Here is an 18818-nt window from a genome sequence, read left to right as displayed (position 1 = left end):
CTCAGCGCCCGCCCTCGGCCACCGCCATTCCCATGGCGTGGAAACCGTTGTCCACGTAGACCACGCTGCCGGTGACGGCCGCCGCGAGCGGGCTGCAGAGGAAGGCAGCCGTGTGTCCCACATCGGTGGCCTGAATAGGATGAGGCAGCGGAGAGTTGGCGGCCGAATAGGCGATCATGGTGTCGATGAATCCGATCGCCGACGCGGCGCGGGAAGCCCAGGGGCCGGCGGAAATCGCATTGATCCGTACGCCCCATCTGCGGCCGGCCTCGAAGGCGAGCGTGCGGGTGTCCGCCTCGAGCGCCGCCTTGGCCGACGACATGCCGCCGCCATAGCCGGGGATGACCCGTTCGCCCGCCAGATATGTGAGGGAAAGGAAGCTGCCGGCCGGTCGCATCAGCGGCGCGAGGTGCCGCACCAGGGACACGTTGCTGTAGGCGCTGACGCTGACCGCCGCGAGATACCCCTGCCGGCTGGTGTCGACCAGCGGCGAGCGGACCTCCGGCCCGTTGGCCAGGCTGTGCACCACGATGTCGAGGGCGGACTCGCCGAAGTCCGCGCGAATCCGGCCCGCCATGCCCTGGATGGTAAAGTCGCCCTGCTCCTTGTAGCGCTTGTTCTCCCGGACCTCATCGGGAACCTCGGCCAGCGTGTCGAAGCCGGCGTCCAGCGGATAGATCCGCTCGAACTCCAGCTTGCCGCCATCGGAGAGCCGAAGCGAGTCCTCCATCTTCCCGCGCTCGAGCAGCTTGGTGAAGATCCCCAGGGCCGGCGGCCAGCTTCCGAGGCAGATCGTGGCCCCCGCCTCGGCGAGTGCCTTGGCGATGGCGAAACCGAAGCCGCCATCGTCCGAGACGCCGGCGACGAGAGCACGTTTTCCGGTGAGGTCGATCGCGAGCATCCGGAGGAATCCTCGGGAAGGGTCGCGGGAATATAGTGGGACGGGTGGAGGACGGTGCAGAGCCGCGCGGGGCGATCAGGTCGCGGGAGCGCTCCCGGGCCAAGCCGGTATGATCACTCGGCCCGGAGCACCTCCAGCGGCGGCAGCCGGAGGACCACCCGGCTGTTGGCCAGGCCCACGACGACGGTGAGAGTCACGACTGCGGCGGCGAGCAGCGACAAGGGCACGACCGGAAGGGTGAAGCTCCCCTCGAACAGGAAGCGTGCCAGCGCCCAACCAGCCACCGAGGCGAGGACCACCGCCACCAGCGATGCGATCAGCCCGAGGGAGACGTACTCGGCGATCACGATGCGGAAGAGCTGTCCCCGAGTCGCGCCGAGGGTGCGGAGCAGGGCTCCCTCGCGCGCCCGCTGGAACCGGCTGGTGGCAAGCGCCCCGACCAGCACGAGCGTGCCGGTGCCCAGGGTAAAGAGCGCCATGAAGCGGATCGCGAGCAGCACCCGCGCGATCAGCCGCTCGAGAGTCTCCTGGACCGAGGAGAGATCCAGGATGGTGACGTTGGGGAGTCGTTCCGTCAGCCGGCGCTGGAAGGTGCCGCGATCCGAAGGCCGCGCGATCCGGGTGAGCGTCACCAGCGACTGTGGCGCGCCCTCCAGCGCCCCCGGCGCGAACACCACGAAGAAGTTGGGCTCGAACCGGGCCCACTCCACCTCTCTGAGGCTGGCCACCCGGGTGGTGACCGGCACTCCCTGCACGTCCCAGACGATCTCGTCTCCCACCCGGACGCCCAGCTCGCGCGCCAGGTCCGTCTCGACCGAGATCTCCGGCGTTCTCGCTCCTGGCGTCCACCAGCGGCCGGCCACGAGCCGCTCCGAACCCACCAGGGTGTCGCGGTAGGTCGACCGGTACTCCCGCCGAAACGCCCAGGCATTGCTCGGCCCGTCCCGGCCGGCTGAGGTATCGGCCAGCGTCATGCTCACCGGCTTGCCCTTGACCGACTCGATCCGCATCGGCACGATCGGCACCGGCCCGAACGACGGCAGCCGGGCCTCTGCCAGCGCCCGCTGGACAATGGGCTGCTGGTCGGGCTGAATGTCGAAGAGCACCAGGTTGGGCCGGCTGGGGCCGCCGGTGATCCGGAGCTGCCGCAGCAGGTTGAACTGGACCAGGAAGAGCGTACCCAGCAGAAACCCGCCGAAGCCGATGGCCAGCACTACCGTGGTCGTCTGGTTGAAGGGGCGGTGCAGGTTGGCCACGCCCTGGCGCCACACGTAGGGCCATGCCGGCGGTAGCCAGCGCCGCGCCACCCGGATGAGCGCCCACGAGGCACCCCACAGGATCAGCAAGGCCGCGGCCACGCCGGCTGAAAAGATCGCGGCCCGTCGCCAGCTCCCGACCTGGATGGCGGCGAGCGCCACCGTGCTGGCAGCCAGCGCCGCGAGACTGAGCCAGCGCCACGGATCGCGGCTCCGCCGGACCTCGGGGTCCACGTCGCGCCGGAGTGCGGCCAGCGGAGGCACTCGGCGCACCGCGAGGAGTGGGGAGAGCGCGAAGATCAGCGCCACCCAGAGTCCCATCCCCAGCCCAAGCGCGACGGCGCGGAGCGACAGCTCCGGGCGCACGGTCACCGGGAGCAGCCCGGCCAGGAGCTCCGGGAGAACCTGCTGCGCGCCGAGGCCGAGCAGCGCACCGAGGATGCTGCCCACGAGTCCCATCGCGGCGGCTTCGGCGAGGTAGATCGCCAGTACGCGACCGGCGCTCGCGCCCAGGCAGCGGAGCACGGCGATGCTGTCGAGCCGCTGGCGGATGAACACCACCACAGCGCTCGCCACCCCGATCCCGCCGAGCAGCAGGGCGATGAGCGCCACCAGTCCCAGATACCCCGCCAGCCGGACGAGCGCGTCGTTCAGGTTCTGCTGGTCCTCCGCCACGGTCCGCACCCGGGCGCGCTCGACCTGCAGCCGGGTGCGGTAGCGGTCGGCGATGGCCGCCGGCGAGGTCCCCGGCGGGAGGCTCAGGAACGCCTCGTATTCCGCGCGTGCGCCAAACCCCAGCAAGCGTGTGTCCTGGAGAAAACGGCCCGGGATGAAAATCCGCGGTCCGAACGCGGCCCGGATACCAACGTTGCCCGGCGCGCTCACGATCGAGCCGGTGATGACGAAGCGAGCCTCGCCCAACGCGAGCGTGTCGCCCAGCCTGGCACCGAGCGCGCTCAGCAGCGAGGGATCGACCACGACGAATCGCCCGGACTGCAATTCGCGCCAGGCGGGCGCCGGCTGGGTGCGGATCTCGCCATAGAATGGGTAGGCCCCGTCGACCGCTGCCACCTGCACCAGCCGGGTACCCGAGGTGCGGGGCACGTAGGCCATGCCAGAGAAGCTGGTGAGCCGCGCAAGCCGCGCCCCGCCGGAGACCAGGGTGTCGACGACCGCCTCCGCCTTGGGCGTGAGCGGCCGCCGGCTGGAGAACGCCAGGTCGGCTCCGAGCAGCGCCTGCGATTGGGCGCGCACCGAGTCGCGCAGATTGTCGGTGAAGGAGCCGATCGCCACCAGCGCGGCCACGCCAACGGCGATCGAGGCCGTCAGAAGGAGCAGCCGTCGAGGCGCCGCCCGGATCTCCCGCGCGGCCATGCGGAGCACGAATCCGGCTGTGGTCACGCCGCGCTGTCGGCGACGATCCGGCCGTCGGCCAGGCGGATGGTGCGCCGGGCCCGGGACGCCAGGTCGAGATCGTGGGTGACCAGCACCAGCGTGGTGCCGAGATCCCGGTTCAGCTCCATCATGAGGTCGATGATGGTGGCGCCCGTGCTGGCGTCGAGGTTGCCGGTGGGCTCATCCGCGAAGAGGACCCGGGGACGGGTGCTGAAGGCACGCGCCAGCGCGACCCGTTGCTGCTCGCCACCCGAAAGCTGGGCCGGATAATGATGCGCCCGCTCGGTGAGCCCCACGCGGGCCAGGAGCTCGTCCGCCCGGGCGCGTCCCTCCTCGCCCCGCAGCTCGAGCGGCACCTGGATATTCTCCCTTGCCGTGAGCGTGGGGATCAGCTGGAAGGACTGAAACACGAATCCGATCTTCTCGCCGCGAAGCCGCGCGCGCTGGTCTTCATCCAGCTGGCCCAGCTCGGCGCCATCGAGGTGCACCGTCCCGGCCGTGGGCCGGTCGAGCCCCGCGAGCAGGCCCAGCAGCGTCGTCTTGCCGCTGCCCGACGGGCCGACGATCGCCACGAAGCCGCCCGGCTCCACGGCGAAGGTGATATCCTTCAACACGGTGAGCTCGCGGTCACCGGACGCATAGCTCTTGGTCAACGAGGCACAGCGCAGCATGAGGTCAATGATACTCCGGTCCGTCGTGTGCGGGCTGATGCTCAGCCTGGGCGCCGGATGCGACGCGGGCGAGCGCGCTCCGGCCGGAGACCCGCCACCGCCGCCATCCGATGGCCAGCGCGGTCGCATCGTCTTCCTCGGCACCAGCCTCACCGCCGGACTCGGCCTCGATCCCGACCAGGCGTACCCCGCGCTGCTCCAGCAGAAGATCGATTCGGCCGGCCTTCCGTTCCTGACCGTCAACGCCGGCGTGAGCGGAGAGACTTCGGCCGGGGCCAGGCGGCGGATCGATTGGCTGTTCCGCCAGCCGGTGGCCGTTCTGGTGATCGAGACCGGCGCCAACGACGGGCTCCGCGGACAGGACGTGGATTCCCTGGCGGCCAATATCCAGGCGATCATCGACCGCGCCAAGCGCCAGCAGCCGCCTCCCGGCATCGTGCTCGCGGGGATGCAGGCGCCGCCCAACTACGGTCTGGCCTACACCCGGCGATTTCGTGCGGCGTACCCCCAGCTCGCGCAGCGCAACCATCTGCCGCTGATTCCGTTTCTGCTCGAAGGGGTGGCCGGGGTGGACTCACTCAACCAGGCGGACCTGACGCATCCCACCGTGGCGGGACAGCGGCGGCTGGCGGAGACGGTGTGGCGGGTGCTGGAGCCGGTGCTACGAGGGCACGCCTGACCCCAGCAGCTCCTCGAGCGCGGCGGCGGCGGTGTCGATCTCGTCGGTGGTGTTGTAGTAGTGCGGGGAAATCCGGAGCGCGGAGGTCACCCCCTTCTCGTCCATGTCGATGACGGCATCCTCCCGCTCGGGTGAGCTGGTGTTGATCCCGCGCGCCCGCAGCGCCAGCTTCAGCTCGGCGCCGTCGCGGGCGGCCGGCTGAATGGTGACGATGGCAGAGAGTGCCGGGCCGCGGTCCAGTACCCGCACGCCGGGCACCCGGGCCAGCCGCTCGCGGGCATGGCGAGCCAGCGCCCACGCGCGCTCCTGAGCCGTCGGGATGCCGACCTCCAGTGCGTAGCGCACGGCGGCCCCCAGTCCGAGCACCAGTCCGAAGGGCATCTCCCAGGTCTCGAAGCGTCGGGCGTCGGGCGTCAGCTCGAAGGCGTCGGGATCGCTCCAGGAGGCCCCGTGCATGTCGACCAGCAGGGGATGGGCGCCGGCGGCAAGCGCGCGGTCCGACACATAGAGAAATCCGATGCCGCGGGGGCCGCGCAGGAACTTCCTGGAGGTCCCCGCCAGATAGTCGCAGTACAGGGCGCCTACGTCGACCGGCATCTGGCCCACCGCCTGGCAGGCGTCGACCAGGTAGGGCACCTCCGCGGCGCGGCAGATCTCGCCGACCGCCTCGACCGGCTGAACCAGTCCCGAGTTGGTCGGCACCCAGGTGAGCGCCACCAGCGTGGGGCGCCTCCGTCCCACCAGCCGCCGCACCTCGGCGGGATCGATGCCGCCTTCAGGGGCGTCCGGCGCGCGAACGATCTCGACTCCTCGCCGGCGGGCGAGCGAGAGATACATGATCTGGTTGGAGGCGTAGTCCGCGCGGCTGGTGAGAATGGTGTCGCCCGGGGCGAAGTCGAATGTCTCGAGCGCCTGCGCGAAGGCCGTGGTGGAGCTCTGGGCCAGTGCCATGTTCCGCGCTCCGGCGCCGAGCAGATGGCCCAGGTCCTGGTACACCTGGCGCAGCGCGTCCCTCCGGGCCTCCGCCGCCTCATAGCCACCGAGCTCGTCCTCCAGCCTGAGGTGCGCGGTGACGGCCTGGTGCACCGGTCGAGGCGTCAGGGCCGCCCCGGCGTTGTTCAGATGCACCCGGCGGGTACAGCCCGGAGTGTCGGCCCGCCAGCGGCCGAGCTCCGGCGGGTTGGCGGCGGCGCTCACGCGACCCACGCCTCCAGCTCCGCGATCCCGCGGCGCCACTGCCGCTGAAAGACCTGGAGTGCGGCGACACGATCCCCCTGCCGGAATGCGTGGAGCACCTTGCCGTGGGGAGCGGTGGAGAGCGCGAGTCGGCCGGCGGCCCGCATGTAGGCTGAGAGATATCGGCGGGGCACCTGGCGGAGGCTCGTGATCAGCTCCAGCAGTCTCCGGTTGGGACAGCCGGCGAGCAGCACCCGGTGCCACTCGTCTTCCAGGTCGAGGCATGCCGCCAGGTCGCCGCGGGCCTGCTCCAGCGCTCGATCCAGCTCGGCGAGGTGCGCCAGGCGCTCCTCCGGGAAATCGGGCGAGAGCTCGAAGGCGAGGGCCTCCAGCGCTCCCAGGATGGCGCCGACCTCCCGGATCTCAGTGCGGTCGAGGGGGCGCAGCCGAAAGCCCCGCCCCATGTCTGCCTGGAGCACGCCGTCGCGGGTGAGGCGGAGCAGGGCCTCCCGGACGGGAGTCCGGCTGACACCGAGTTCGGCGGCGAGAGCAGTGTCGCGGACCCGGAGGCCGGGGGTAAGCTCGCCGCGGTGAATGCGATCGAGGATATGGCGATAGACCTCGTCGCGGAGGGGCATTCGGGGGATGGTGGTGCCTGCCTGAGACTTTGAATTCATATACAGTATACAGTATTCTGTGTTCCGACACGAGTCAAGCCCTGGAGGACCCATGCGCACTGCTCCCGTCATCGCTCTGCCTTTCGCCCTCTGCCTCCTCGCCCCACCGCTCCACGCCCAGTCCGAGCCCGAGCTCAAGGAGCGATTCGAAGGACGCCACGTCGTCCTCAGGCTGGCGATGCCCGGCACCGAAGACGGCGTGGACGTCTACCCCGGCACCGAGAAACCGCTCGACTACCCCCGATACGCCAGTCGGCTCAAGAAGTTCGGGACGGCTCTCCCGTCCGGCCAATCAGCCATCGTCACCAAGATCAAGGTGAAATCGGACCTCATCGAGTTCCAGCTCGATGGCGGCGGCTACGGCACCATGGGCGACGAGACCTCCTCCAACGTCAACGTGGGATCGACCCCCAAGACCAAGCGGGAGCAGAATCTCGAGGGCGAGCTCCGGCGCGAAGGCGATCCCGCAAGGAAGCGCGCCATCAAGGAGGAGTTGGACGACCTCCGCAGAGAACGGGAGCGGGAGGACGCCCGCAACCGCGCCCAGGTGGCGGACGCGGAGGAGCACAAGAAGGAGAACATCCGTCAGCGCCGGCTCGACGGCGGCTCGCGCTTCAACCTGCGGTACCGACACGGGGTCCCCCAGTCGGCGTTGACGGCCGAGTCGATGATGCAGGCCCTGGCGGAGTACGTCGACTTCGGGGAGACTGCGGTCGCCTCGGCGGCGCCCTCGTGTCCCGAGCCGCCTCCCCCGCCTCCGCCGTCTCGGATCCCTCGGAAAGGCATGCTCCTGGAAGAAGCCGACGCGCTGCTCGGGGCGGCCAGCACCACATCCCAGCGACGCGAAGGAAAGCTCAACGTGGTCACCCGCACCTACGCGATGGACACCGGACGGGTCAGGGCCGATTTCGTGGAGGGCGTCCTCATCCGGTACACTATGAGCTCGGACTGACCGGCCGCGGCATGAAACTGCTGGCTTTCGCCGCTTCCCTGCGACGCGCGTCGTGGAACCGGAAGTTGATCGCACTCGCCGCCGGCCTCGCCCGGGAGAGGGCGGTCGAGGTCGACCTGGCGGATTTCCACGAGTTCGACATGCCGCTCTACGACCGGGACGTTCAGGACGGCACGGGATTCCCGCCCGGTGCCCGCGAGTTGCAGCGGCGCGTCCTGGCGGCGGATGGGCTGTTGATCGCCTCGCCGGAGTATAACTACTCGCTTCCCGGCACCCTCAAGAATGCCATCGACTGGGTTTCCCGCATGAGCCCGATGCCGTTCCGTGGCAAGACCGGAATGCTCCTTTCCGCCTCCACGGCGCAGGCCGGCGGCATTCGTGGTCTCTGGCAGCTCAGGATTCCGCTCGAAGGTGTGGGGGTCCTCCTCTACCCCGACATGTACCCCTTGCCCTGGGCGGACAAGGTCTTCGACGAGGCAGGCCAGTTCAGGGAGAAGGAGCGACGGGAGCGGCTGACGGCGATGCTGGAGGGATACCTGACGATGGCGCGGAAGCTGGCGGCCGAGCCACGCTGATCGTGGCCGTTCCGAAGCCGGCGCCAGGGTGCTCTGCATACCTCAAATCGACGATGTGTACCAGCGTCGCCGGCCCGATGGACTCCACCGAGAACACCGGAAACCGCGCCCAGCCGAGGAAGCGCCGGCCAACCAGTGTCGCCACCGCGGCGGCCACCGCGGGTGTATCCGGCCGGCCGCGGGGATAGCTTCGAACCGACGCCCGATCCAGATGGGGCCGCCGAAGCCAGCGAAACGTCGCAATGCGATAGCTGTCCCCCTGCGAGGCCACCACATGCCGCACCATCGGGTTGACTGCCAGCGGCCCGACCATGAGGGCTTCCACCGGTGTGCCCGTCAGGGCGACCAGCTCCCGGGTCGCGATCATCCTTGCTCCGGCCCCTGAAAGCGCCATCGCGACCACATACGCCGCCGTCGCGCCCAGCGCCACCCGCGCCGGCCGCCCCTGCATCCCGAAGTGCCCCCGCGTGCCGCGCCGCCGGCTCAGCATGACGCCGGTTCCCAGGGCGAGCCACACCCACGGATCGACGATGAACAGCGTGTCTCCGTAGAACCAGTGTCCGCTGAACGGCATGAGCCAGCGGACACCGTAGGTGTTGAGCGAGTCGAGGATCGGATGGCTGAGTATCGAGAGGAACGAGAGGAGCAGGATCTGTCGGGGCACGACGCCAGACGGAAGGTTCGACCGGCTCGCCCGGCGACTGGCGCTGTCCAGGAGCAGCACCCCGCCCGTCAGCAGGAACGGGAGCACCGCCATCGCCAGCAGGCCGTGGGTCCAGCCACGCCGGAAGGAGAGATCGGCGGCCGGACCATCGAGGAAAGCCAGCACGTCCAGGTCAGGCAGGTTGGCGCCGATGAGCAGCGTCGCGGTGCCGAGGGCGGTGCGTCTCCCCAGGCCGCCCCGCGCCAGAGCGGCGCCTACCAGTGTGTGGCAGACCGGATCTATACCAGCCTCGCGTCCAACTCGATCTGCACGTTGCCCTTGAGCGCGCCCGACACGGGGCATCCGTCCCTGGCCGCTTCGGCGGCCTTCTTGAACGCGGCCTGGTCGATGCCGGGCACCTCCCCGCGCACCTCCAGCCGCATGCGGGTGATCTTGAAGCCGGCCGCCACCTTCTCGACGGTGCAGGCGGCCGTGGTGCTGATCCGGGTGGGCGGCGTACCTGCCCCCTCCAGTCCGGCGGACAGGGCCATGCTGAGGCACGCCGCGTGGGCGGCGGCGATGAGCTCTTCGGGATTGGTGCCCTTGGCGTCTTCGAACCTGGTGGCGAAGGTGTAGTCGCCCTGGATGTGCCCCGACGTCCCCGCGAAATGCCCGCGGCCGCTCTTGAGACCACCTTCCCATGTCGCGCTGGCGTTGCTTGTTCTCATGACTCTCCCCCAGTGTGCGTCCTACAGCACGCGGCTGAAACCGACCGCCAGTCGGAAGGGGCTGGTCTCGTCGAGGAAGGTCCAGCGAAACTCGACGAACGGCTTGGTCCGGGCCAGCGGCGGCGCGGTACTGAGACCAAAGAAGAGATTGTAACCGGTTTCTGTCCCCCTGTCGCCCAGGTGAACGAAGGCGATGCCGCCGCCGGCGTAGAGGCCGCCGCCCTGGCCCAGGCGGAGCGCCGCGTCGCCGTTGGCCTGCCAGCCCGTGGATCCATGCTTGGGAAAGAAGAGATCGGCGCTGGGCCGAAGCTCCACGTTCTTCCGCACCGGGATGCGAAGCTGCCCGCCCAGGCTCCAGGCGTGGTTCTCGAAGTCGCGTCCGGTTCTGAGTCCGGCCTCGATGGGGCCCTGGAGCAGCCCGGACCCTCTCCCGCGAAACTGCGCGGCCGCCCGAGCCGGCACCACACCCATGAGCGCCAGCAGAACCGCCACAGCGTAGCGAGCCCCCATCCGACCTCCGTGTCGATAAATTGTCTCAGCTGAGTGCTTCGGTATGACGCCTCAGGACGCCTGCACCGGATTGCCATCGGGATCGATCAGGTGGATCTCGCCGAGGTTGAGCTCCCGGAGACCTTGCTCGATCTTGGCCCGGTCGCCCACGATGACCCAGACCAGATGATCGGGGGCCACGGTGCGCTGGGCCGCCGCGGTGATCGTAGCCACGGTTTCCCCCCGGACTGCCTGGGCATAGGTATCGTAGTAGCGGTCGTCGAGCCCGAAGGAGACGATCTCGCTGATGGTGCCCGCCAGCGCGGCCATGGTCTCCCATGACCCCGGCAGCGTCAGGGTGAGCGACGCCTTGGCCCGCTCCAGCTCGTCCGGCAGGATGGGCCGCTCGCCCAGGATGCCGCGCAGCTCCTTCTGGACCTCGACGATCGCCTCCTTGGTCTTGTCGGTCTGGACCGGTGCGTAGGCGATGAATGGCCGCTGGCCCCGCGCGTCTCGCAGGAAGCTGAAGGCGCCGTAGGACCAGTGCTTGTCCTCCCGCAGGTTCATGTTGAGCCGGGAGCCGAAGTCGCTCCCCAGCACGGCACCCATCACCTCGATGGCGGGCTCGTCCGGATTGGCCTTGGGCGGCGCCACGTCGCCCGCGATGATGACCGACTGCAGCGATCCCGGCCGGTCGAGCAGGTAAACCGCGGGCTTCGGCTGCTCCACAGCGCCGATATTCTTGCGGGGCACCTCACCCGGCGCCCATCCCGCGAACAGCCGCTCGAGCCTGGGCCGGACCTCGGCCATCGTCGTGGCCCCGACCACCACGAGGGTGGCGTGGTTGGGCTTGAACCAGGTCTGGTGGAATCTGACCAGATCGTCCCGGGTGATCCGGGCGGCGGACGCCTCGGTGCCGGAGCCGCTCCACGGGTTGGCATAGGCGTGTCCCTGCCCGTAGACCAGCCGAGGGAAGACCCGGAGCGCCATGCCGACCGGATCGGCTTTCTCCCGCTGAATCTGGGCCAGACGCTGCTTCTTGAGCCGGTCGAGGTCGCGCTGCCGGAAGGCGGGATGAAGGATAACGTCGGCATAGAGCTCCAGCGACGGCTCCAGCTGGTCCCGAAGCGCCTCCAGCGACACGCTGGAGACATCCAGGCGTGACGCCGCGCCCAGATTGGCGCCCAGCTCCTCCAGCCGATCGCTGATCTCCAGCGCCGAGTGGGTCTGGGTGCCTTCATCCAGCATCGTCATTGCCAGGCTGGCGGTGCCGGGCAAGGCGAACTGGTCGGAGGCGGAGCCGGCGTCGAGCAGCAGGTCGAACCGTACCTGCGGGATCGAGCGCCGCTCGGCCAACACCACCTTGAGACCATTCGAGAGCGTCGTCCGCTCGAGCGCGGGGAATGCCGCCTCGCGCGGCGTGCCCGGCTGGGGCAGCCTGGAGCGATCGACGCCGCCGGCCGCCGTGGCATAGTCGGGGAAGGGCAGCACCTCCAGCGTGTAATCGCCGTCCGAGAGCCACCGCGTGGCCACTCCCCGGAGCTGCTGCGCGGTAGCGCCGGCCACCCGCCTGAGCCGCACCTGGTAGAAGTCGGCCCGCCCGGCGAACACCTCGCCTTGCGCCAGCACGTCCGACTTGCCGCCTAGCCCGCCGATCCGCTCGATCCCGCGGATGAAGCCGGCGCGGAACTGGGTCTTGGCCCGCTGCAGCTCGGCTGGCGTCGGGCCGCCGGCCAGGAAGCGCGCCAACTCCTGGTTGACCGCCCGCTCCACCCGCGAGAGCTCCACCCCGGGGCGGGCAGTGGCCTGGATGGTGAACAATCCACCGATCTCCCGCAGATCGAGCGACGCGTCGACGTCGGTGGCGAGCTGTTCCTCGTACACCAGCCGTTTGTACAGCCGGGAGGACTTGCCATCGCTCAGCACCGAGGCCGCGAGATTCAGATAGTCCGCGTCGGCCGAGCTCCAGGAAGGCACGTTCCACACCTTGTAGAGTCGCGCCTGTGGCACCCGGTCCTGCATCCGTCCGCGCTGGCTGCCGGTCCGCTTGGCGATCCATTCGTCCTGCCGCGCCACCGGCGGCCCGGCGGGGATGTCGCCGAAGTAGCGCTCCACCTTCTCCCGGGCCGTCTTGAGGTCGATGTCGCCGGCGATCGCCACGACGGCGTTGGCCGCCCCGTAGTAGGTCTGGAACCAGCCCTTCACGTCGTCCAGCTTGGCGGCGTCGAGGTCCTCCATCGAGCCGATCGTGGTCCAGGAGTAGGGGTGGTTCGCCGGATAGAGCTTGGGGATGAGGAAGTCCCAGACCTTGCCGTAGGGGGCGTTCTCGCCCTCCCGCTTCTCGTTCTGCACCACGCCGCGCTGCTCGTCCAGCTTGGCCTGGCTGATGGCCCCCACCAGGTGTCCCATCCGGTCCGACTCGAGCCAGAGCGCCAGGTCCAGGGCGGAGGTGGGCACGTTCTCGAAGTAGTTGGTCCGGTCCTCGTTGGTGGTGCCGTTGAGATCGGTGGCGCCGGCCCGCTCCAGCGGTCCCTGGAATTCCTTGTCGTAGTGCTCGCTCCCGTTGAACATGAGGTGCTCGAACAGGTGGGCGAACCCGGTATGTCCTGGGCGCTCGTTCTTGGAACCGACGTGATACCACACGTTCACCGCCACGATCGGCGCCTTGTGGTCTTCATGGACCAGCACGGTGAGGCCGTTGGGGAGCACGAAGCGCTGGTAGGGGATCTCCAGAGACGACTGGGCGCGGAGTGGGGCAAGCGGAAGCAGCAGCAGAGAGGTGGCCAGCATCCAATCGGATCGGGCGATCAACGGGACCTCACACGAAGAGTTGGGAGTCGGCGGTCTGGTTGAGCCGCAGCCAGTAGCCGCCCAAGGCCTGCATGGTCTCGGCGAAGGCGCGGAACTCCACCGGCTTCTCGATGCAGCTGTTGGCGCCGAGCTGGTAGCACTGGGCCACCTCGCGCGACTCCGCCGACGACGTGAGCATGACCACCGGGGTGGTGCTGGTGCGGGGGCTGGCCCGGAGCGCTCGGAGCACCTCGGCGCCATCGATCTTGGGCAGTTTCAGCTCGAGCAGGATCACGCGGGGCAGCGGCGCGCCCAGCCGGTGGCGGAAGCGGCCGCGCGCGAGCAGGAAATCGAGTGCCTCCTCACCGTCGCGGGCCACACCCATCCGGCAGGACGGGTCCACCCCCTTGAGCGCGCGCAGGATCAGCTCCGCCTCCGAAGGATCGTCCTCGACCAGGAGCACATCGAGCTCATCGGGCAGCATCAGACGCGAGGACCGCCGAAGCTCAGATAGAACGTGGCGCCCCGGTCGGGCTCGCCCTCGGCCCAGACCCGCCCGCCGTGCTTGTGCGCGATCCGCTGCACCAGCGCCAGTCCCGCGCCGTTGCCTTCGAACTCTCCCGTCCGGTGGAGTCGCTGGAACACGCCGAACAGCTTGCCGGCGTGCGCCGTGTTGAACCCTACGCCATTGTCCTGTACCGCCACGCCGGTCTGACCATCGGTCTCGAAGGCGCGGACCTGGATGACGACCCCGTCCCGGCCGCGGGTAAACTTGACCGCGTTGGAGAGGAGCTCACCCAGCGCGATCCGGGCGAGCGCGGCATCGCAATCCACTGTGGGTAGCGGATCGATTCGCCACTCGATCGAGCGGTCGCTGTCCTCCGCCTGGAGCTGACTCACCAGGTCCTCGACCAGGAATCCCAGGTCCACCGGGCGCCGCATCAGGTCCTGGCGTCCGACCCGGGACAGGTTGACCAGGTCGTCCACCAGGCCGGCCATCCGCCGGGCCGCCTCTCCGACCCGCTCGGCGTAGTGCCTGGAGGCCGGGTCGAGCGCGGACCCTCCGTCATCCAGCAACAGCTGGGTGAACCCGCAGATGTGCCGGAGTGGATCGCGGACGTCATGGGAGACCGAGTACAACAGCGTCTCCAGCTCCACCGTGGCCGCGCGGAGCTCCACGCCCCGCTCGGCCACCCGCCGCTCCAGGTCCCCCGCTTGCCGCCCGAGCTCCTCGCGCAGCCGGGCCTGCTGGATGGCGATGGCCAGCGGCGTGGCGATCTCCTGCGCGATATCGCGGTGTTCGGGATCGAAGCCCTGCGGCGTGGTCGAGGCGAGGTTGACCTCGCCGATCGCTTCGCCGTCCACCAGGAGCGGTACCGAGAGCACGCTCCGCATCCCCTCGTCGTACAGGTCCTGCAGGATCGGCGGCCGGGTCTCCACCGCGGCGAGGTCCTCCAGGTACCGCGAGGAGCCGTGCCGGAGCACGTCCGCTGGGGAGAACGTCTCCAGCGGGAGCGGCGCGGTCTTGAGCGGTACGCCGTCGGCGTAGCCCGCGAGCATCTGCGCCTCACCCCGCTGGAAATCGAACAGCACCACGCTGCAGCGCTGACAGGTGACCATCCGGCGCATCCGGCCCAGCGCGACGCGGCCGATCTCGGCGGGAGAGCGGGCCGCCAGGATGGCCTGATCCATGTCGTGCAGTATGGCCAGCCGTTCCGCCGAGCGGCGCAGGCGGTCCTCGGCGCGCTTCCGGGCGGTAATGTCCGTGACCATGCCGACGCTGCCGATCGTCCCGCCGTCCCGGCCCACGATCGGGCTGGCCGAGACCAGTCCCCAGAGCTCGGTGCCATCGCGCCGGCGGAAGCGGAGATCCTGGTTCTCGCCCTGGGTACCCGAGGGCCGGGACAGGACCCGCTGCGCGTTCGACCGGGAGCCGGCGTCGACGAACTCGTAGACCGGCCGCCCCAGCATCGCGCCGTTCTGGTAGCCGAGCAGCTCGGCCATCCGCTGGTTGACGTAGGTGATGATGCCGCGGTCGTCCGCCACCCAGATGCCCTCCTGGGCCACATCGACCAGTTGCTTGAACCGCTGCTCGCTCTCCTGCAGCGCCTGAGTCCGTTCTTCCAGCCGAGTCTGCCGGCCCTCAAAGGCGGCCGCGTGGCCCAGCGAGGCACCCGCCAGTCCGGCCAGGAGCCGGAGGGCCTTGGCATCGCGGTCGCTGAAGGACTGGGGCTCGGTCGAGATCACCTTGAGGATGCCCAGGATGCGCTGCTCGTCCTTGAGCGGCACCACCATCATCGAGCGGATGTTGCGCTCGCGGTAGGCGGTGTGTCCGATCCGCGGGTCGGCGAAGGTGTCGGCGCTGCGCTGCAGCTCACCGGTCCTCACGCTGAGCCCCGAGAGGCTCCCGTCCAGCTTGAGACGGGGCGGGTCGGTGCCCAGGTGCACCTTGGGCACCAGCTCGTCGCCCTCGATCACTTCGATGCACGCGCCGGTGGCCCCGGTGAGCCGCTGGCTGCGCTCGACGATGACCCGCATCACCGTGGCCGAGTCGAGACCCGCGGCCGCCACGGCCTGCTGCACCTCGATCACCGCCTGGAGCAGGTCGGTGTCGCTCTGCATGGCGTCTTCGGCCAGCTTCCGCTCGGTGATATCGAAGCCGGTGCCCAGGACACCGATCTGCCGGCCGGTCTCGTCGCGCAGCGGCTCCCAATCGCCGGCGCACCAGCGGATGGCGCCGGTGCGGGTCATCACCCGGTACTCCTGATCCCGGAGACCCTCACCCTGGGCCAGCCGCTCCCACTCCCCCAGCAATGCGGGGCGGTCGTCCGGGTGGATGTACTGCAGAAAGTCCTGGTCCCGCAGGTCCTCTTCGGGAAAACCGGTCAACCGCTCGAACGCCGAGTTGACGTACAGTAGGCGCAGGTCGGTATCGTACGCGATCACCCCTTCCCGCATGGTGGCCGTGACCGTCCTCAGCTCAACCCTCGCTGCGGTGGCGGTGCGTTCCGCCCGCCGTCTGGCCCGCAGCTGGAGCAGGAACAGCACGATCAGGGCGATGCCCGTCAGGGCGGCGCCGGCGGCCAGCAGCATGGGTGGGGCCAGGAGACGGGACAAATCGGAGATGGTTGGAACCACAGGGGCGACCCGTGAAATGTGCCCCGAAGATATACCCGTCAGGAGGTCCGGTCGAGGATCTGACGGATCTTGGCGGTGAGGACGCCGGGGGTGAACGGCTTGGGCCGGAGCTCCGCCCCCTCGGTGAGCCGCCCCTGGCGGGCGATCGCCTCCTGGGAATACCCGGTCACCTAGAGCAGCCGCATGGCTGGTCCAGCGGACGCGAGTGGTCCACCAGCTCGTGCCCGCTCATCCGGGCCATGACCAGGTCGGTGACCATGAGATCGATCGCACCGTCCTGCTGCCGGACGGGAGCCGGCGCACTCACCGCCGGCACACTCCATCGCTTGTGCGCAGCACCTGGCGCACCGTGTGGAGCAGGCGGTCGAGCGAGAACGGCTTCTCCAGCAACTCGGTCCCCGGCTGGAGCAGCCGGTGCCGCGCGATCGCCTCGTCGCTGCTGCCTGAGATGTAGAGCACCTTGACGGCGGGCCGGTGAATGGAGAGCCGAGCGGCCAGCTCCCGGCCGCTCGCGCTCGGCAGCATCATGTCGGTGAGCAGCAGGTGGATATGCCCGGCATGCCGATCCGCCAGCGCGCCGGCAGCCTCGGCGTCACCCGCGGCGAGCACGGTATAGCCCGCCCGCTCGAGTACTCGGTGGGTGAGCTCGCGGACCTGCGCTTCGTCCTCCACCAGCAGGATGGTCTCGTGCGGCCCGCCCGACTCGGCGCTCTGCTCCGAGGGCGCGGCGTGCGACCCGCTTCCCGATTCTCCCTCGATGACGCCGTAGCCGCCGCTCTGCCCCCTGAGGGGAAGGAGCTGGCGGACCAGGGTCGCCGCGCGCTCGCTGGCGCGCTGAATCTGGCCCACGTCCTCGCGGCCCCGCGGGGAGAGCCCGGCCTCTTCCAGCAGCAGCGCAGCATGCCCGAGGATGGTGGTCAACAGGTTGTTGAACTCGTGGGTGATTCCTCCCGCCAGCCGCCCCATGACCCGGGCGCGCTCCAGCTCCGCCCCCGCGGCCATCCGCAGGTCATGGTCCTCCGTCGCCTGGGCTGCGAGCTCCTGGAGGACGCCGAGATCGTCCGGTGTCCAGCGCCTCTGACCCGGCTGCAGAACCCAGAGGCCGCCACGGATCAGGCCATCGGAAGCGAGCAGGGGTACGCTGGCGAACGAGCCGACCCCGAGCCGCCTGAGCCGTGGGTGAGTGGCCCAGTCGCTCGATGCCCGGACGTCTTCCACCACAATGCCGGCAGGGCCTGGTGCCACCAAATCGCGGAAGGAGAGGTCGAGCGGCGGCTCGGCGACACCGGCGGCCGGGAGCCCATGTTGACCCTTGAGAGCCTCGCGATCGCCATCCCGCAGCACTACGAGCGCGAGCGGAGCGCCCAGCAGCGTGCAGGCCAGCCGGGCCAGCCGATCGTACGCCGGCTCCCGGCCCTCTTCCGTCGGGTCGGCTGCACGCTTCGCCTGGACGCGCACCGGAGGCCGGGGCACGGCCGATGGATCCTTCCCCTGGCTCACGTCCGCGACTCCGATGGGGTTTCCGACTGGTGGGCAAGTACCGCGTAATGTCGCGTTGCGGTACGCCCCTCGGCAAGCCCATGCAAATACAGGCACCTGCTGGCGAGTCTGGTGGTGGAGGCGTACTCTTGTGCCATGGCTTTCCTCGATACCAAGCAGTACCGGGCCGCTTCCCTGATCCTCTTGCTGGGCATCGGCTTAGTCTATGCGCTCTGGCCGTTCATCACCGGGTTGGTCGGGGCCCCCGTCCTGTTCGTCATTTTCCGGCCAGTGCACCGGTGGCTCACGCGCTGGCTCTCGCCCGGAAAAGCGGCGGCGGTCGTCCTGGTTCTGGCCATCGTGCTGGTGGTGGGGCCGGGGATCTCGTTCGTCGGGCTGATCGCCAACGAGGCGCAGGACATGGCCACCCGGGTGATTCGGAGCCCGGTCCTGGCCCGGCTGCGGGAGCTCAGGGTCGGGCCCTACGATATCGGAGCGCAGATCGAGGCCCTCGGCGCCCAGGTGGTCTCTTGGATCGGCAGCAGTGCACTGAGCGCGATCGGCACCGCCACCCGGCTGGGCATTCAGCTCACCATCACGTTCTTCGGTCTGTTTTATCTGCTGGTGGCGCCGAGGGGTGCCTGGAGCGGAGTGCGTCCCTTCATTCCCTTTTCGTCCCGCAACGCCGAGATCCTGCGGCAGCGGTTCCACGACGTGACCATCTCGACGCTGGTGGGCACCGGACTCACCGCGATGGTGCAGGGAGTCCTGGTGGGACTCGCCTTCTGGGTGACCGGACTCTCCAATGCCCTCTTCTGGGGAGTGGTGACGGTGATCTTCGCCATCCTGCCGGTGGTCGGCAGCGGGCTGGTGTGGGGCCCGGGCGCCGCGGCGCTGGCCCTGGATCATCACTACGGGCTCGCGATCGGGCTGGTGCTCTGGGGGATCCTGGTTGTGGCCAACGTCGACAACGTCATCCGGCCCGTGGTGTTCCGCCGGTGGGCTCAGATCCATCCCTTCATCACGGTGATCGGCGCCCTGGCGGGAATCAACTGGTTCGGCCTGCTCGGCCTGCTCATCGGTCCCTTGGCGATCTCCTATTTCTTCGAGCTCATCCGGATGTACCGGGCGGAGTATCTCGAGGGCAAGGGCGATGATCCCGAGGCCCTCGATCCGGCGCTGGCGGGTACCAGCCCGAGCTGAGTCGCCGGTCAGGCCGCTACGAAAGTGCCGCGGGCGGACAAGGCAGATGGGGGGTAGCCCGCTATC

At 69.5% G+C, this 18818-nt stretch carries 18 protein-coding genes; 4 read left to right on the top strand and 14 right to left on the bottom strand.

Annotated features, from left to right (window positions below):
- Position 1: 1 nt before the first annotated feature.
- The 3 genes from VHR41_16075 to VHR41_16065 all read right to left on the bottom strand — a co-directional run bounded on the left by VHR41_16075 (position 2) and on the right by VHR41_16065 (position 4223).
- Positions 2-901 (bottom strand): enoyl-[acyl-carrier-protein] reductase, encoded by a 900-nt coding sequence (locus VHR41_16075; protein ID HEX3235716.1) that lies wholly within the window; start codon positions 899-901, stop codon positions 2-4.
- Between the two features lie 113 nt (positions 902-1014).
- Complete coding sequence (locus VHR41_16070; GenBank protein ID HEX3235715.1) at positions 1015-3558, bottom strand: FtsX-like permease family protein; 2544 nt, start codon at positions 3556-3558, stop codon at positions 1015-1017.
- Positions 3555-4223 (bottom strand): ABC transporter ATP-binding protein, encoded by a 669-nt coding sequence (locus VHR41_16065; GenBank protein HEX3235714.1) that lies wholly within the window; start codon positions 4221-4223, stop codon positions 3555-3557. Before VHR41_16065 ends, VHR41_16070 begins: the two co-directional genes overlap by 4 nt.
- Positions 4224-4230: 7 nt before the next feature.
- On the opposite strand from VHR41_16065, the gene VHR41_16060 reads away from it, so the two are divergent.
- A complete protein-coding gene (locus VHR41_16060) occupies positions 4231-4902 on the top strand; it encodes an arylesterase (GenBank protein HEX3235713.1) in 672 nt (223 codons plus the stop codon).
- Here the strand turns inward: VHR41_16060 and VHR41_16055 are convergent.
- Both VHR41_16055 and VHR41_16050 read right to left on the bottom strand, forming a co-directional pair.
- Entirely contained in the window at positions 4885-6099 is a 1215-nt protein-coding gene (locus VHR41_16055) for an aminotransferase class V-fold PLP-dependent enzyme (GenBank protein ID HEX3235712.1), read from the bottom strand. The two genes, VHR41_16060 and VHR41_16055, sit on opposite strands and share 18 nt — an antisense overlap.
- Positions 6096-6755, bottom strand: a complete 660-nt coding sequence (locus VHR41_16050; protein ID HEX3235711.1) for a GntR family transcriptional regulator — start codon at positions 6753-6755, stop codon at positions 6096-6098. Before VHR41_16050 ends, VHR41_16055 begins: the two co-directional genes overlap by 4 nt.
- 52 nt (positions 6756-6807) lie before the next feature.
- Between VHR41_16050 and VHR41_16045 the strand changes: the two genes are divergently transcribed.
- Both VHR41_16045 and VHR41_16040 read left to right on the top strand, forming a co-directional pair.
- The gene (locus VHR41_16045) at positions 6808-7707 is read left to right on the top strand and encodes a hypothetical protein (protein HEX3235710.1); all 900 of its coding nucleotides are present in this window, start codon (positions 6808-6810) and stop codon (positions 7705-7707) included.
- Between the two features lie 11 nt (positions 7708-7718).
- Positions 7719-8282 (top strand): NAD(P)H-dependent oxidoreductase, encoded by a 564-nt coding sequence (locus tag VHR41_16040; GenBank protein HEX3235709.1) that lies wholly within the window; start codon positions 7719-7721, stop codon positions 8280-8282.
- Here the strand turns inward: VHR41_16040 and VHR41_16035 are convergent.
- The 9 genes from VHR41_16035 to VHR41_15995 all read right to left on the bottom strand — a co-directional run bounded on the left by VHR41_16035 (position 8194) and on the right by VHR41_15995 (position 17570).
- Positions 8194-9288 carry a metal-dependent hydrolase gene (locus VHR41_16035; protein HEX3235708.1) on the bottom strand — a complete coding sequence of 365 codons (1095 nt, stop codon included), beginning with the start codon at positions 9286-9288 and terminating at the stop codon, positions 8194-8196. The genes VHR41_16040 and VHR41_16035 overlap by 89 nt on opposite strands.
- Positions 9225-9653, bottom strand: a complete 429-nt coding sequence (locus VHR41_16030; GenBank protein HEX3235707.1) for an OsmC family peroxiredoxin — start codon at positions 9651-9653, stop codon at positions 9225-9227. The genes VHR41_16035 and VHR41_16030 overlap by 64 nt, the downstream gene beginning before the upstream one ends.
- A gap of 21 nt (positions 9654-9674) precedes the next feature.
- A complete protein-coding gene (locus VHR41_16025; protein ID HEX3235706.1) occupies positions 9675-10163 on the bottom strand; it encodes a hypothetical protein in 489 nt (162 codons plus the stop codon).
- 51 nt (positions 10164-10214) lie between these two features.
- Positions 10215-12932, bottom strand: a complete 2718-nt coding sequence (locus VHR41_16020; GenBank protein ID HEX3235705.1) for a pitrilysin family protein — start codon at positions 12930-12932, stop codon at positions 10215-10217.
- Positions 12933-12960: 28 nt separating this feature from the next.
- A complete protein-coding gene (locus VHR41_16015) occupies positions 12961-13416 on the bottom strand; it encodes a response regulator (protein ID HEX3235704.1) in 456 nt (151 codons plus the stop codon).
- The gene (locus VHR41_16010) at positions 13416-16025 is read right to left on the bottom strand and encodes a PAS domain S-box protein (GenBank protein HEX3235703.1); all 2610 of its coding nucleotides are present in this window, start codon (positions 16023-16025) and stop codon (positions 13416-13418) included. The genes VHR41_16015 and VHR41_16010 overlap by 1 nt, the downstream gene beginning before the upstream one ends.
- 83 nt (positions 16026-16108) lie before the next feature.
- Positions 16109-16240 (bottom strand): hypothetical protein, encoded by a 132-nt coding sequence (locus VHR41_16005; GenBank protein HEX3235702.1) that lies wholly within the window; start codon positions 16238-16240, stop codon positions 16109-16111.
- Positions 16237-16377 (bottom strand): hypothetical protein, encoded by a 141-nt coding sequence (locus tag VHR41_16000; protein HEX3235701.1) that lies wholly within the window; start codon positions 16375-16377, stop codon positions 16237-16239. Before VHR41_16000 ends, VHR41_16005 begins: the two co-directional genes overlap by 4 nt.
- Positions 16374-17570: a response regulator gene (locus tag VHR41_15995; protein ID HEX3235700.1), complete on the bottom strand. Its 1197-nt coding sequence runs from the start codon at positions 17568-17570 to the stop codon at positions 16374-16376. Before VHR41_15995 ends, VHR41_16000 begins: the two co-directional genes overlap by 4 nt.
- 135 nt (positions 17571-17705) lie before the next feature.
- Here VHR41_15995 and VHR41_15990 point away from each other — a divergent pair, with 135 nt between their 5' ends.
- Complete coding sequence (locus VHR41_15990; protein HEX3235699.1) at positions 17706-18752, top strand: AI-2E family transporter; 1047 nt, start codon at positions 17706-17708, stop codon at positions 18750-18752.
- Positions 18753-18818: the final 66 nt, after the last annotated feature.

The organism is Gemmatimonadales bacterium, assembly GCA_036265815.1.
Taxonomy (GTDB): Bacteria; Gemmatimonadota; Gemmatimonadetes; order Gemmatimonadales; family GWC2-71-9; genus CAVVWJ01.
The sequence above is the reverse complement of the archived record's forward strand: the minus strand, read 5'-3'. Positions and strand labels throughout refer to the sequence as shown.

Coding starts and splice junctions, on each gene's coding strand:
- VHR41_16075 (HEX3235716.1), bottom strand. CDS start 901: ATGCTCGCGATCGACCTCACCGGAAAACGTGCTCTCGTCGCCGGCGTC.
- VHR41_16065 (HEX3235714.1), bottom strand. CDS start 4,223: ATGCTGCGCTGTGCCTCGTTGACCAAGAGCTATGCGTCCGGTGACCGC.
- VHR41_16060 (HEX3235713.1), top strand. CDS start 4,231: ATGATACTCCGGTCCGTCGTGTGCGGGCTGATGCTCAGCCTGGGCGCC.
- VHR41_16050 (HEX3235711.1), bottom strand. CDS start 6,755: ATGAATTCAAAGTCTCAGGCAGGCACCACCATCCCCCGAATGCCCCTC.
- VHR41_16045 (HEX3235710.1), top strand. CDS start 6,808: ATGCGCACTGCTCCCGTCATCGCTCTGCCTTTCGCCCTCTGCCTCCTC.
- VHR41_16040 (HEX3235709.1), top strand. CDS start 7,719: ATGAAACTGCTGGCTTTCGCCGCTTCCCTGCGACGCGCGTCGTGGAAC.
- VHR41_16035 (HEX3235708.1), bottom strand. CDS start 9,288: ATGCCCCGTGTCGGGCGCGCTCAAGGGCAACGTGCAGATCGAGTTGGA.
- VHR41_16030 (HEX3235707.1), bottom strand. CDS start 9,653: ATGAGAACAAGCAACGCCAGCGCGACATGGGAAGGTGGTCTCAAGAGC.
- VHR41_16025 (HEX3235706.1), bottom strand. CDS start 10,163: ATGGGGGCTCGCTACGCTGTGGCGGTTCTGCTGGCGCTCATGGGTGTG.
- VHR41_16020 (HEX3235705.1), bottom strand. CDS start 12,932: ATGCTGGCCACCTCTCTGCTGCTGCTTCCGCTTGCCCCACTCCGCGCC.
- VHR41_16015 (HEX3235704.1), bottom strand. CDS start 13,416: ATGCTGCCCGATGAGCTCGATGTGCTCCTGGTCGAGGACGATCCTTCG.
- VHR41_16010 (HEX3235703.1), bottom strand. CDS start 16,025: ATGCTGCTGGCCGCCGGCGCCGCCCTGACGGGCATCGCCCTGATCGTG.
- VHR41_15990 (HEX3235699.1), top strand. CDS start 17,706: ATGGCTTTCCTCGATACCAAGCAGTACCGGGCCGCTTCCCTGATCCTC.